The sequence below is a fragment of the Halobiforma nitratireducens JCM 10879 genome (assembly GCF_000337895.1).
Taxonomy (GTDB): Archaea; Halobacteriota; Halobacteria; order Halobacteriales; family Natrialbaceae; genus Natronobacterium; species Natronobacterium nitratireducens.
Genome location: NZ_AOMA01000012.1, coordinates 13,191 through 26,393 on the forward strand (window position 1 = coordinate 13,191; position 13,203 = coordinate 26,393).

7 protein-coding genes are annotated in these 13,203 nt (G+C 62.0%); 4 read left to right on the top strand and 3 right to left on the bottom strand.

The genetic code is table 11. The features are described from left to right. Window positions 1-302: 302 nt before the first annotated feature. The gene (locus C446_RS01750; protein ID WP_006671329.1) at window positions 303-965 is read left to right on the top strand and encodes a helix-turn-helix domain-containing protein; all 663 of its coding nucleotides are present in this window, start codon (window positions 303-305) and stop codon (window positions 963-965) included. Between the two features lie 140 nt (window positions 966-1,105). Here the strand turns inward: C446_RS01750 and C446_RS01755 are convergent, their stop codons facing one another. Beyond that, on the bottom strand, window positions 1,106-1,393 hold the full coding sequence (locus C446_RS01755; protein ID WP_006671330.1) for a DUF357 domain-containing protein: 288 nt from the start codon (window positions 1,391-1,393) through the stop codon (window positions 1,106-1,108). A gap of 196 nt (window positions 1,394-1,589) precedes the next feature. Between C446_RS01755 and grxC the strand changes: the two genes are divergently transcribed. Further along, on the top strand, window positions 1,590-2,930 hold the full coding sequence (gene grxC, locus C446_RS01760) for a glutaredoxin 3 (protein WP_006671331.1): 1,341 nt from the start codon (window positions 1,590-1,592) through the stop codon (window positions 2,928-2,930). A 257-nt stretch (window positions 2,931-3,187) separates the two neighbouring features. Here the strand turns inward: grxC and C446_RS01765 are convergent, their stop codons facing one another. After that, window positions 3,188-5,413, bottom strand: coding sequence for a BGTF surface domain-containing protein (locus C446_RS01765; protein ID WP_152419338.1), 2,226 nt, complete (start codon window positions 5,411-5,413; stop codon window positions 3,188-3,190). 492 nt (window positions 5,414-5,905) lie between these two features. Continuing rightward, window positions 5,906-8,353 (bottom strand): PGF-CTERM sorting domain-containing protein, encoded by a 2,448-nt coding sequence (locus tag C446_RS01770; RefSeq protein WP_083861038.1) that lies wholly within the window; start codon window positions 8,351-8,353, stop codon window positions 5,906-5,908. A gap of 585 nt (window positions 8,354-8,938) precedes the next feature. Here C446_RS01770 and C446_RS01775 point away from each other — a divergent pair. Together C446_RS01775 and C446_RS01780 are read left to right on the top strand one after the other, a co-directional pair. Continuing rightward, window positions 8,939-10,543 (top strand): COG1361 S-layer family protein, encoded by a 1,605-nt coding sequence (locus tag C446_RS01775; RefSeq protein WP_006671334.1) that lies wholly within the window; start codon window positions 8,939-8,941, stop codon window positions 10,541-10,543. Window positions 10,544-10,553: 10 nt separating this feature from the next. Beyond that, a complete protein-coding gene (locus tag C446_RS01780; RefSeq protein WP_006671335.1) occupies window positions 10,554-13,193 on the top strand; it encodes an efflux RND transporter permease subunit in 2,640 nt (879 codons plus the stop codon). Window positions 13,194-13,203 lie beyond the last annotated feature (10 nt).

Genomic DNA, 13,203 nt, shown 5'->3' on the forward strand with positions numbered 1-13,203 from the left:
TTCGGTGGTGGCGTCACCGAGGGGGCAGAGGGGAGCCCTTGCTTTCCGCGAACGGGAGGGCCGTCTTCGCCGCCCACACCCAGCCCCAGCCCCCTCGGCGTGCGTTTCGTTCGAACGAACGTCGTGCCGTCGCAAACCCCCACTCCCACAACACGATGGACATTTATATTCTACACTCGGTGCACGTCCATCCGATTGAAACTGTGAAGTGACAGCAACCGCTCCCTTGCACGGTGGCAAACAACTCCCATCGGCTGGGAAACGACGGCCCCGTTTTGATTGCAAACGGCAAGCATCCGCATATGCAGGGCGGTGTACGAATCGAGCTCCGGATCGACTCCCCGGAAGCGTGTTCGGTGGCGGCCGTCTCGGCAGCTACGGGAGCGACCGCTCGATCGATCTCCTGGTCGGTCGGACCGGACGCCGACCACGTGGTCGAGGAGTTCGCCCTCGAGGCCGACGGCGATTCGGACGCCGACCCCCACGACCACGTCCAGTCGCTCGAGCGAGTCCTCGCCGACGGCTCACAGGAAATCTACCGGTTCGATCGGTCCCGGGACGACGAGTGTCCCTGTGGGTCGATCGAACGGCTCGGCCACCCCGTTTCGACCGTCGAAGCCCAGGACGGAGCCCTGTTCGTCACCTTCTACGTTTCCGAGATAGAACAGGTACGATCCGTCCTGCGGGAGCTTCGTGCCCGCTATTCCGGTCTGTCGGTCGAACGAATCATCTGGTCGGAAACGGAACACGACGACACGTCGCTCGTACACGTGGATCGCGACGTCCTCACCGAGCGCCAGAAAGAAGTTCTCGAGCAGGCCATCGAAATGGGATATTTCGAACACCCGAAACAGGCCAACGCGGGTGAGGTCGCCGAGGCGCTCGATGTCAACCGCGCAACGTTCGCCGAACACCTCGCGGCTGCCCAGCGAAAGGTCTTGCCGACTATCGTCGGCTCCTGGTAGGGCTCTGTCCTCTGTCCGGCGGTGGGTTCGGGGTCGAGGTCGGGGTCAAGGTCGAGGTCAGACCAGGCGAGTTAGCCGTCCACTTCTCGGATCACTGGGCAGAGTTCGCCAGTCGGTCGCCGACCGTCGAGATCACCCCGTCACTCGACGGTGAACAGGTGCCCCTCCGTCGGCACGTCGAACAACCCAACGCGTGCGCCCGCATCGAGCCACGCGTGTCCGTACGAGAACGACGCCAACGCGTTGACCGGATCGTCGTTCTCCCGGAAGTGGCGTCCGTCCTCGAGATAGGACTCGGCCATCTCGTAACACTCCGCGGCCGCGTCGGCCATCGGCGTCCCTGCCGGGGGTGCGATCGTCGCCTCCGACAGCGCCTCCGCGAGTAGCTCTCCGTAGCGGTCGGTCTTCTCCTCGAGATCCGCGGTCATACCGGACGATCGGCGGTGATGGCCGTAAACGCGTCGACCCGGTACGCACAGACCACAGCCACGGCCACGGCTACAGTCACAGCCACAGTCACAGACACAGTTTCTCGACAGCCACGGCCACTGCCCCCCTCCGACAGCGGGGCACGCTGCAGGGAACGCAACTCGTATACGCCACGTTTCCCTACACGAAGACGAAATGACCGAGCAGTCTCAGGCTCAGCCTCGAGTCGAGATTTACACCAAAGACGACTGTCCCTACTGCGAGAAGGCAAAGGACCTCTTCGACAGCAAGGACGTCGAGTACGAGGAGTACAACGTCACCGACGACGAGGAGCTGTTCGAAGAGATGGTCGAACGTGCCGACGGTCGCAAGACCGCACCCGAAGTGTTCATCGACGACGAACTGATCGGCGGCTGGGACGACACGAGCGCACTCGAGGAGACGGGCGAACTCGACGCAAAGCTCGGGCTCGCAGACGAAAGTAGCGACGACGACGAGATCGTCGAACACCGACCCCTGATCATCGCGGGGACGGGGATCGCGGGTCTCACCGCCGCCATCTACGCCGGCCGTGCGAACAACGACCCGCTGGTCATCGAAGGCGACGAACCCGGCGGCCAGCTCACGCTGACGACTGACGTCGCGAACTACCCCGGCTTCCCCGAAGGGATCGGCGGTCCCGAGCTGGTCAACAACATGAAAGAGCAGGCCCGGAAGTTCGGTGCGAACCTGAAAAACGGCGTCATCGAGTCCGTCGACGATTCGACGGACCCGTTCCGCGTCGAACTGAAAAACGGCGATGTCTACACTGCAGACGCCGTAATCGCCGCTTCCGGAGCCAGCGCCCGTACCCTCGGTATCCCCGGTGAGGACGAACTTATGGGCTATGGCCTCTCGACGTGTGCCACTTGCGACGGCGCGTTCTTCCGCGGCGAGGACATGCTCGTCGTCGGCGGTGGCGACGCCGCAATGGAGGAAGCCACCTTCCTCACGAAGTTCGCCGACACCGTCTACATCGCCCACCGCCGCGAGGAGTTCCGCGCCGAGGACCACTGGATCGACCGCGTCCACGAGAAGGTCGAGGACGGCGAGATCGAGATCATGAAAAACACCGAACTGACCGAGGTCCATGGCTCCCAGGAGGAAGGCGTCGACTACGTGACGCTGGTCGAGAACGACGAGGGACACCCCACTGACCGGCTCGACGACCCCGAAACCGACGAGTTCGAGTTCGACGTCGGTGCGGTCTTCCTCGCGATCGGCCACACACCCAACACCGGGTACCTCGAAGACACCGGCGTCGAAATGGACGCCGATGGCTACCTCGAGACCCAGGGCGGCGAGGGCGGCGGCCAGACGGAGACGGACGTCCCCGGCCTCTTCGGCGCTGGCGATGTCGTCGACTACCACTACCAGCAGGCGGTGACGGCCGCGGGAATGGGATCGAAAGCAGCGCTAGACGCCGACGAGTATCTGGACGACCTCGAGCGTGCGGAGTCGGCTGGCGAAATCGAGGCTGCCACAGCGGACGACTGAACTGAGAGTGACAGTGAAGCAGTATCGGTAAACGGCGGTTTACACTTCTAGTTTGCTTTCCGACCTGTGACCTCGAGACTGCCGTTTCAGGCGCGATTGAGTGGGTTTGGCTGGAGAACCGAGTAAAGTCGCCGGCTCTTCTTCCACGACCGATACAGGGATGACGGTCTACGATCTCGATCGATAGATATCGATCACAAGAAAAGAGTCGAACGATAGCGGCGTTTCGGGCATCCGGCCAGCCCACAGCTGGACACTCAGTTCCAGTATCGTCCCGCAGCGAAAGCGATCACGAGAAGCGCAACGACGGTCGCCGTGACTCCGAACCCAGGCGCTTCGTCTTCGCCATCGTCAGCCTCGTCATCGCCAGCGGCATCGTCGGCAGCATTCATGTCGTCTTCGTCAGCCCCGGTAACGGTTACCGTCCCGGATTCGTCGTCGTGATCGGTCAGCACTTCCCACTCGATATCGCCTTCGACTGCAGTGTCGAGTTCGTGACTGTCCGTAACCGATTCGCCCGGCTCGAGTTCGAGTTCCGTACCGTCTTCAGTGATCGGCTCGCCATCGATGGAGACCGAATAGCTCGACGGTGCTTTGTCCTCGCCGGCGTTCGTCACGGTGACCTCGAGCGTCGCGGTATCGCCCATCATGACTGTGGTCGGGGCGTCGACATCGACGCGATACGAAGCGTGCTCGTCTTCTTCGGGCGCGATCGTGATATCCTCGCGGACATCGTACACGTCGTCGGGTGCAACCAAGTCCTCGACGATCAGGTCAAACGTCACTCCGGGGTCCGCGACACTAAAGTCGAACTCGGCAGCGAACTCGTTGCGATCGCCGGCACCTTCACTCACCGTAGCATCGGTCACCTGTATGAATCGCCCCTCTTCGACCGGGGAATCGACCGTGGCGTCGAGCTCTGTCCCCGGAGCGACCGTCGTCGTTCCCGTCGTCGTCACGTTCTCGTGGGCAGGGACCGACTCGATGGCGTCTAACTCCAGTTCGCGATCGACCAGTTCGAACGCAGCTGTCCGCTCGAGTTCGTCGTCTTCGTCCTCGACGTAGACGTTGTCCTCCGTGACGGTGAACGTGACGTCGTACGAGTCACCGGTCGAGAGGTCCGTCTCGTATGCGTCGCTCTCGTAGTCGACGGCAAACACGAGTTCGTCGTCGTACGCGTCGCCCGCGGTGAGCAGATCGAGTTCGAGTTCATCGGCGTCGTCGCCCGCGTCGGCCGACGAGTCCCAGACGTGAGCGTCACCGATCGGACCGGCGTCGCGCTCTTCGATCTCGAGGACGTACCCCTCGTCGGCGAGTTCGACCCCATCGTCGAGAGTCATCAGTGCACCTTCGGCACCGAACTCGTCGACGGTCAGGAGGAGTTCGTCCGCATCGGCGACCGTACCGGTACTGGTAAGCGTCGTCTCTGCGAGGGCGTCGGCGTCGCTCACGTCGTCGGCTGCGGGTGCGGTATGGATCGACGCATCACCGATGGTGGCCCACTCCTGGACGAGCAAGACGTCCCGGTCGTATTCCTGGGCGAGTTCGACATCGCCGGCGAGTTCGTCGCCGACCGAGAGGCCCCAGTCGTGGGCCGGGAACGGTTCGTCCTCGTCGAGGAGAGTATCGACGGTGACGCTACCGTCGGCGACGCTGGCGTTGGAGTCGTCGTGGACGGTCCAGGCGTCTCCCCCGGTCGCGAGGTGGGTATTGAACTGGAGGACGACCTCCTCGTCCTCGATGTCCTCGAGTTCGACGGCTGACTCGAAGTGATCTTCGGCGTCCCCGAGAACGACGGCGGCGCTGTCGGAATCCGTCACCTCGAGAGAGACGTTGGCGATGCCGCCCTGGGTCGTTTCTTCGATGTCGACGACGGCGTAGTCCTCGTTGTCCTCGGTTACCTCGATCGTAGCGGTATCCTCGTCGACTGTATCGGCAACGTCGAAGGTGAACTCGTACTCGCCGAATGCAACGTCAGTAAAGTCAGCAGAGAGAGCCGCGGCGTTGCCGACATCGACGAGCGTCACAGTCCCGTCGTCGTGTGACTCCATGTTGGGATGTGCGTCGAATATCTCCTCGAGGGCATTCTCGGTGAGTCCGTCTGCAGTAACGTTTACGTCGTACTCGTCGGTTCGATCTGATTCGAACTCGAGGGTCGTCGACCCATCCCGGACGACACGGTCGTCTGTGGGCGTTGCAGAGAAGTCCATTTCGTAGGCCCAGAACGAGTACTGCTCACTATCGTCGCCGTCTATGTGGACATAGAGGTGATATGGTTCGTCGTCCTCGAGCGCGTCGGTCTCGAAAACTGCCGTTTCGCCACTGACGGGTGCTGTCTCAATACTCGAGCCGTTCTCGGACGGGAATCCCCCGCGGATTGCAGCGCCGACGCTATCGGCATTTAATCCGGTGATCGCGATCTCCTGACCGATCCAGACATCTTCGTCGGAGAGTTCGTCGGGAGAATCGTACGTTCGGTCCACGTCGTGTCCATTTCCACTCTCGGCGACTGCCATTCCCGCGCCCCCCATAGACAGCACGATGGCGGAAAGGACAACTATCACGGCGAGGGCGCTTCCACGCCCCGGCCCGCGATACGTTCGGTCACTGGTTGGCATGTGTTCGTATGTGCATCGTCGATTGGTTCAGCGGTTATACAACGAATAGACGATCAGTCTCACCCCATCGGATATCGGATTCACGCGCTATTCGCCACTCTGATAGAGTATCCGGCTGTATCTGTTATCGTATAATAAGTCTTCTGTTGGAGTAAGACTGGATCGTTGAACTGTTTTGGTTGCTCAGTACGCAAGTGACCACGAGAGTGTCGCTGTTTTCGTCGATTCGATCGCGACAGTCGACAGCTGGACCCGTTATTCGGTGGCGTCGAACGCCAATGCCGTCGCTACCGGAGTAGCGTTCGAAAGAAAAGCGAAATGCGGCGAAGACTGAATCCCGGAACGGAATTCAGTTAGTTAGTCCTGACGACGGAGCGCCAGCATTGCGGCGGCGAGCAGCGCGACGACGGCGACGGCAACGCCGAAGCCGGGCGTCTCGTCTTCGTCGTCATCGTCGTCGTCGTCATCGTCGTCGACACCGGTGTCGTCATCGTCGTCATCGTCGTCACCGGGTGCCGCATCTTCTTCAGTCACTTCGAGGGTACCGGACTCGGAGTCGTGGTCCGTAGCGGCCTCCCACTCGACGGTCGCTTCGGCGTCAGTCGGGAGGTCGTAGGTGTTCTCTGCGGAGTCACCGCTCTCGAGCTCGATTTCCTCGTCGCTGAGCTGGTCGCCGTCAACGACGACGGAGTAGTTGGACACCCCTTCGACGTCACCGGTGTTCGTCACGGTGACCTCGAGGGTGGCGTCTTCGCCAACCTCAACCTCTGCAGGTGCGGTGGCGTCAACGTCGAACGTTGCGGGTTCGTCGGCGTCAGCGTCGATGAGTTCGACATCCTCGACATCGTCCGAGACATCACTGCCCGGCAGTGGGTCATCGACGATTAGGTCGAAGAGGACACCGACTTCCTCGTCACCGAGTTCGAACTCGGCGGCGAACTCGTGCTCACCGTTGTCGCCTTCGGTGACTTCGGCATCCGTGAACTCGACGAAGCTGCCGTCGTCGTCATCGGAGTTAGCTTCAGCGTCGAGTTCCGTACCCGGTGCGATGTTCGTCGTACCGGTTGCAGTTGCGTCATCTGCGGCGGGGAGCGAGGAGATAGCGTCCCAGTCGACTTCACGTTCCTCGACGCTCAGTTCGAACTCCTGTTCGATTTCCTCGTCTTCGTCTACGACGTAGCGATTATCTTCGGTGATCGAGACCGTAACGTCGTAGTCTTCGTCGACGCCGAGGTCGTCAGCGTTGTCGATCACGAAGATCAGGTCGCCCTCGTAATCATCTCGGTCCGAGTTGATCAGGGAGACCTCAAGCTCGTCGTCAGCGTCGATGTCTTCCTCTTCGTAAGCGGTGCTCCAGACATCTGGCTCGCCGATCGGGCCAGTATCCTGCTCGGTGACGTTGATGATGAGACCGTCGGCGTAGAGGTCGTCATCATCGAGGTCAATGGCCAGCCCTTCTGCGTTGAAGTCGTTGACAGTCAGAATGGCTGCGTCTTCTTCTGCGATCGTGTCAGTTTCCGTGATAGTCGCGTCCTCGTACGAGCTGAAGTCCACGACGCTGTCCGCTTCAGGCGCAGTTTCGGCAGTCACATCGCCCACAGGCAGACGGTCGTCGACATCCAGACGGTCACGGTCGTGTTCGCGGTCCTCGAATTCGACGTCGTCCCCGCTCTCAGTGTTCTCTAGACTTTCACCGACCTTAATATCCCAGTTGTGGGCTGGGAACGGGTCATCAGCATCGAAGTCTGGTGCGTCAACATCCTGGGCGTCGAGGGATGCGTTGTCGTCATAATCGTCGTGGACGCTCCACGGATCGTCTTCGGCACTGTGCGTGTTGAATTCGAGAACGACTTCACCGTGTTCGACATCGTCGAACTCAGCCCACGAGACGTATCCGTCATCGTAGCTGCCAAGCATCACGGCAAGGTCGTCGGCCTGCGCCACGTCGATCGTGACGTTACCGTAGTCACCCTGCTCGGGGTTTTCGATGTCGGTGAACGCGAAGTCGGTCTCTTCGTCACTGACTTCGATGGACGCGTTGTCCTCGTCGACGGTGTCAGTCACGTCGAAGTCGATGTCGTATTCGCCCACATCAATACCGTCGAAGTCGGCCTCGTACTCGGTGTTTTCTACACCTTCGAGGGAGAGGGTATCATCGTCGTCAGACTCGTCGGCACCGATATCTTCGAAGATGTCTCCGAGGTCTTCGGCGTCGAGGTCGTCAGACGTGACGTTCAGATCGTAACGTTCCTCGCGGTCGGACGAGAATTCAATTTCGTCCTCACCGTCCTCTCGGACGGTACTGCTGTCGAAGGCAGCCTCGAAGTCCATCACGTTGGGCCAGAAGGTAGTCTGGTAGTAGTCATCTTCACCACCGTCGTCGAGGACGACGTGGAGGTGGTGTGGCGAGTCGTCTTCGAGACCGTCGGTCTCGTCGAAGACGGCGTAGAGTCCGGTTTCACCGGTGTCGTGGTCTTCAACGGAGTAGATCCGCGAGTTGTCTACAGAATCGCCGTCGTCACCTGCGAATCCGTCACGGAGTTCCGCTCCGGCTGGGTCATCCTCGGACAGCTCGTCACTAATCTCGATGGCGATTGTCTGACCGATCCAGATATCGTCCAGGTCGTCTTCGCCTAATTCAAAGAATGCGTCTATTTCAGTATCCGCTACTTCTTCGACTCCTTCCTCGTTCATTGCTGCCGCTGCGCCCGCAAACGACGCGGACATGGCAACAACAGAGAGGACCATAATCGCTGCCAGGAACGCCGCACGTCCCTTTTCACGATATGAGATTTCGTCTGACATGTTGTATTGTTGTATTGGTCGATTTCGGTTGGTTAGTGATCGATTCACCGGAGGCGATTGGCCGACATTCGTTCGACGGTATCGTCACAGACCGACTCAGCCTTCCGGGTAGGGGTATCCGGACGTATAGGTCATGCTGTAATAAGTTTTCTGGATGGACGATCTCGTGTTAAGATAGAGATACACGTTCAGATGGGGCTCTTCCCCGGCGAAAAGCGCTTTTCAGAGTTTTCAGACGGAGCCATCCGCCAGCGACGAAATTCGTGATAAAATATAATTGTCGGCCAGGGAGCGGCCGGTCGACCCTGTAAGACAGTATTACGGGCCCCTTCGGGTGCAGGTTCGAAACGAGCCAGGTCGCGACTCTCTCGGGCGCGCGTTCCCGGAAAGGCATGTTATGTGTCTCGAGATCGGACTGACTGAACGTTCAATCAAAAGGATTATAGCCGTTCTCGCATTGCATCAAGCAATGAGTTATTACGTCGGACGTACCCATTCCTTACCTCGCTTCGACGCTCTCCGGCGGCAAAACGGAGTCGACGTCGAACCGGTCGAGCGCCAGCGACCGCGCGGACGGAGGTGCCGATGAAACAGACCCGTACTCGCACTCGAGTCGTCGTCCTCGCGCTGGCTCTCGCCGTCGCCGGTGTCGTCCTCTCGGCCGCGCTCGCTGGTGCGGTCGACCGTGGGGACCCCGACGTGGACGTCTTCCTCGAGGACCCCGAAGTCGAGCCCGGCTCCGAGGAGGTAATCGAACTCCAGGTCGGCAACGACGGCAGCCTCATAACTGGGTCCGGAGAGCAGGTACTGACGGTCCGCAGCGGGACGCTCGAGGTGTCCGACTCCGGACCGTTCGAGGTGACATCCGGCTCTTCGGCGCTGGGGACGATCCCCGACGGCGAAGTGATCCCGACGACACAGCGACTCGAGGTGCCCGACGATATCGAACCGGGCGAACACGACATTACGGTCGAGGTGAGCTACACGTACGTCAATCCCGTCAGGAGCGACGGCAGCGTCGATCGTCACCGGGCGACCGAACGAGAGACCGTCACGCTAGTCGTTCGGGAGGAGCCGCGCTTCGCAGTCACCGACGTTGCGACCGATGTCGAACCCGGCGGCACCGGCGACGCCGTCGTCGAGATCGAAAACACCGGCCCCATTGCCTCGAACCAGACTCGGACGAGCATCGTCGGCGGAAGCGGCATCAGCGTCGACGGCGCGACGCCGGAAGCACCTGCAGAGGAGATCATCGGCGACCTCGAGCCCAACGAATCCACGAAAATGACCGTCGATGTCGCGGTCGACGACGGCATAAGCGCCGGCGACCGTCCCCTCGAGATCGACTTCTTCTACGAGGACGAAAACGGCATCGAACGGCAGGCAAACGGCGTGACGACCACGCTCTTGCCGGCCCCCGAGCAGACGTTCGCGATCGACGACCTCGAGAGCACGCTTGCGGTCGGCTACGACGGCCGGGTCACGGGCACGATCACCAACGAAGGGCCGCGGGCGGTCGACGACGCTGTCCTCGACGTGACGCCCCAGAGCGAGTCGCTGTTCATCGAGGATACTCGGTACGCGCTGCCGGAACTCGAGCCCGGCGAGTCCACCGAGTTCCGCTACCCCACGGACGTTAGCGGACAGGCCGACGCCGGCCCGCGCCAGCTCCAGTTTACGGTCGAGTACGGCAGCGGGGATCGGACGACCGCGACCGACGGGCCGATCTCCGAGCGCGTCGTCGTCGACGAGAAACGCGACGAGTTCACGGTCGAGACCCTCGAGGCCGACATCCGCCAGGGCGAGACCAGCGAGGTGGTCCTCGAGATCACCAACGAACGACCGGAAACGCTGTCGAACATCGACGCGAACCTCTACACCGACAGCCCCCTGAGCTCGCCGAACGACGACGCGTTCGTGGGTGAGCTCGCGCCCGGCGAGTCGGCTCAACTGCGGTTCGAGATCGGAGCCACACCGGACGCGGCACTCGAGACGCACCCGGTCGAACTCGACTTCGAGTACGACACCGAACGGGGCGATACCGTGATTTCGGACGTCTACCAGCACCCGGTCGACGTCGGAGCCGCTGAGGACGACGACGGCGACGGGAACGTCGGCACGATCGTGACGGCGATGGTGATGCTCACCGCGGCTGGACTGGGCGTCGGAATGTGGTGGCGACGATCGTGACGGTCGACGGATGAGTGGCTTCGACCCATTCGACGACGAGGAGACGGAGGGCAGCAGTACAGGGTCCGCCTCGGAGGGCGATGAGGGGGGTCTGTCTTCGGCTGCAGCTTCCTCTTCCTCTTCGTCCCCGTCTCCGTCCCCCTCCTCGAGCGAGGAGAGCCGGGACCCGTTTACGCGCCGAATCAACCCGCTGATAACCGACCGACCGTGGACGATCGTGCTCGTCTTCCTGGTTCTGACGGGCGTGTTCCTCGGTGGGGCCATGATCGGCGGCGGCGAGCAGGAGGCCGGCACCGACCAGTTCACCGAGGACTCGGAGGCCCAGCAGGCCTTCGAAGACATGCAAGAGAACTTCGACCGTGCGGGCGCGAGCGGCGATAGCGGCGGCACCAGCGCGCAACTGTTCGTCACCGATCGCAACGGTGGCAACGTCCTCTCGGAGCCGAACTTGTTGCGGATGCTCGAGTTCCAGGACCGGGTCGAGAACGAGGATGGGCTGCGCGTCACGTCGACGACCAGCCCTGCGTCCCTGATCGCGAGCCAGCTAGATCCGACCGCGACCACGGCCGAAGACCAGCATCGGGCGATCGACCGAGCGCCGCCACGAAAGCTCGAGGCCGCAATCGTAGAGGCGGACGAGGTCGCCGGTATCCCGGTGAGTACCGACTTCACGCGCGAGTCCGCGAGCGCGAACGTCGCGCAGGTTGCGGTCACCTACAATACGCCGCCGAACGCCGACACGAGCGACCACGCCGAGTTGCAGTTCCGGACCCAGGGGATCGCCGACGAGATCGACGGCTTCGACACCGCCGACAACGTCGTCATCTGGGGCGATGCGATCCTCGAGGAGGAGACGCTCCAGTTGCTCGGGGACACGTCGATCGTCGTCTTTCCAGCAGCGATCATTCTGATCCTGTTTTTCCTGCTGGTGGCCTACCGTGATCCGGTCGACCTCGCGCTCGGGTTGACTGCGCTCGTGATGACGATGATCTGGACGTTCGGCTTTATGGGCTTCGTGAACATCCCGTTCTCCGATCAGATCATCACCGTCTTCCCGCTGTTGCTCGCGGTCGGGATCGACTTCGGAATCCACATCATCAACCGCTACCGCGAGGAGCGGGCCGCGGGGGCGGCGATCGGCGACGCGATGGGGGTCACGACCGACCAGTTGACGACTGCCCTGTTGATCGTCACCCTGACGACGGTCTTTAGCTTCATGGCGAACCTCGTCAGCGATATCACGCGTGAGTTCGGGATCGTCGCGGCGTCGGGGATCGTCTTCACGTTCCTGATCTTCAGCGTCTTCCTCCCCGCGGCGAAGGTCGGGCTCGACCGGCTACGGGAGGGAACGCGGTTCCCGGAGTTCGGTTCCAGCCCGCTCGGTCAGGAGAACTCGATCATGGGGCGGATACTGCCTGCCGGCGTCCACGTCGCCCGTGTCGTTCCTGTGCTCTTCCTCGTCGCGATGCTCGTCGTCGGCGGGGGTGCTGCGGCCTACGGTACCGGTGTCGACACCGAGTTCGACCAGGAGGCGTTCTTCCCCGACGAGGACCGCATCGAACAGTACGAATCGCTTCCCGGGCCGCTCCAGCCGAGCGAGTACACGTTTATGACCGTCCTCGACCACCTCGAGGAGGACTTCGACCAGAGTCTCGACGGCAGTGTCACGATATACGTCGAGGACAGGGATCTCAGGTCGGATAGCGGCCTCAGGGAGATCGATCGCGCGGTGAAGAATCCGCCGGACGCGTTCCAGACCGACGGGCGACAGATGGACGCCGACACGATCCTGACCGTCGTCGATTCCCAGGCGGCCGCCGATCCCGAGTTCGCGAGGACCGTCGACCGGTACGATTCGACGGGCAACGGCGTCCCCGACCGGAACGTCGATGCGTTCTACGACGCGCTGTTCGACGCCGCCGGCGACGAGGCGTCGTCCCAACTCACGACGGACCGAACCGCGACCCGGATCGACGCGCAGGTCGACGTCGACGCCGAGCAAGACGAAGCCGTCGCTGCTGCGGAGCTGGTCGCCGACCGCATGAACCTCGACGCGACGGCCACGGGTCAACTCGTTATCTTCGAGGCGGTCATCGAGCAGACGATCGACTCCTCGGTCACGAGCCTGATCGTCGCGTTCCTCCTGACGATGGTCTTTCTCGTGCTCTCGTACTGGTGGCTCGAGGGACGAGCCATCTACGGTGTGTTGAACCTGATTCCGGTGTTGCTCGCCGTCGCCCTGCTCGCGGGGTCGATGCGGTACTTCGACATCCCGCTGACGCCAATCAACGCCCCGATCCTCTCGGTATCGATCGGGCTCGGGGTAGACTACACCGTTCACTTCATGCACCGGTTCGTCGACGAGTACGAGAACGGCAACGGGGTTCACGAGTCGCTGCTCGTGACCGTCCGCGGAACCGGCGGCGCGCTCACCGGCAGCATGCTGACGACCGTCACCGGGCTCGGCGTGTTGTACGTGGCGCTGATCCCGTTGATCATGGAGTTCGGTCTCCTGCTCGCGCTCGGGGTGTTCTACGCCTGGCTGACCTCGATCGTCGTGCTCCCGTCGGTGATCGTCGTCTGGGACCGCCTCGAGAGCCGATACGGGACACTCGCCGACGTGTCGGTCCCATGGCCAAAGTCGAGCTGAACCGTATCTC

What these genes read in the sequence shown, in the direction of transcription:
- C446_RS01755 (WP_006671330.1), bottom strand. Translation starts at nt 1,393, where the DNA reads ATGACCGCGGATCTCGAGGAGAAGACCGACCGCTACGGAGAGCTACTC.
- C446_RS01750 (WP_006671329.1), top strand. Translation starts at nt 303, where the DNA reads ATGCAGGGCGGTGTACGAATCGAGCTCCGGATCGACTCCCCGGAAGCG.
- C446_RS01775 (WP_006671334.1), top strand. Translation starts at nt 8,939, where the DNA reads ATGAAACAGACCCGTACTCGCACTCGAGTCGTCGTCCTCGCGCTGGCT.
- grxC (WP_006671331.1), top strand. Translation starts at nt 1,590, where the DNA reads ATGACCGAGCAGTCTCAGGCTCAGCCTCGAGTCGAGATTTACACCAAA.
- C446_RS01770 (WP_083861038.1), bottom strand. Translation starts at nt 8,353, where the DNA reads ATGTCAGACGAAATCTCATATCGTGAAAAGGGACGTGCGGCGTTCCTG.
- C446_RS01780 (WP_006671335.1), top strand. Translation starts at nt 10,554, where the DNA reads ATGAGTGGCTTCGACCCATTCGACGACGAGGAGACGGAGGGCAGCAGT.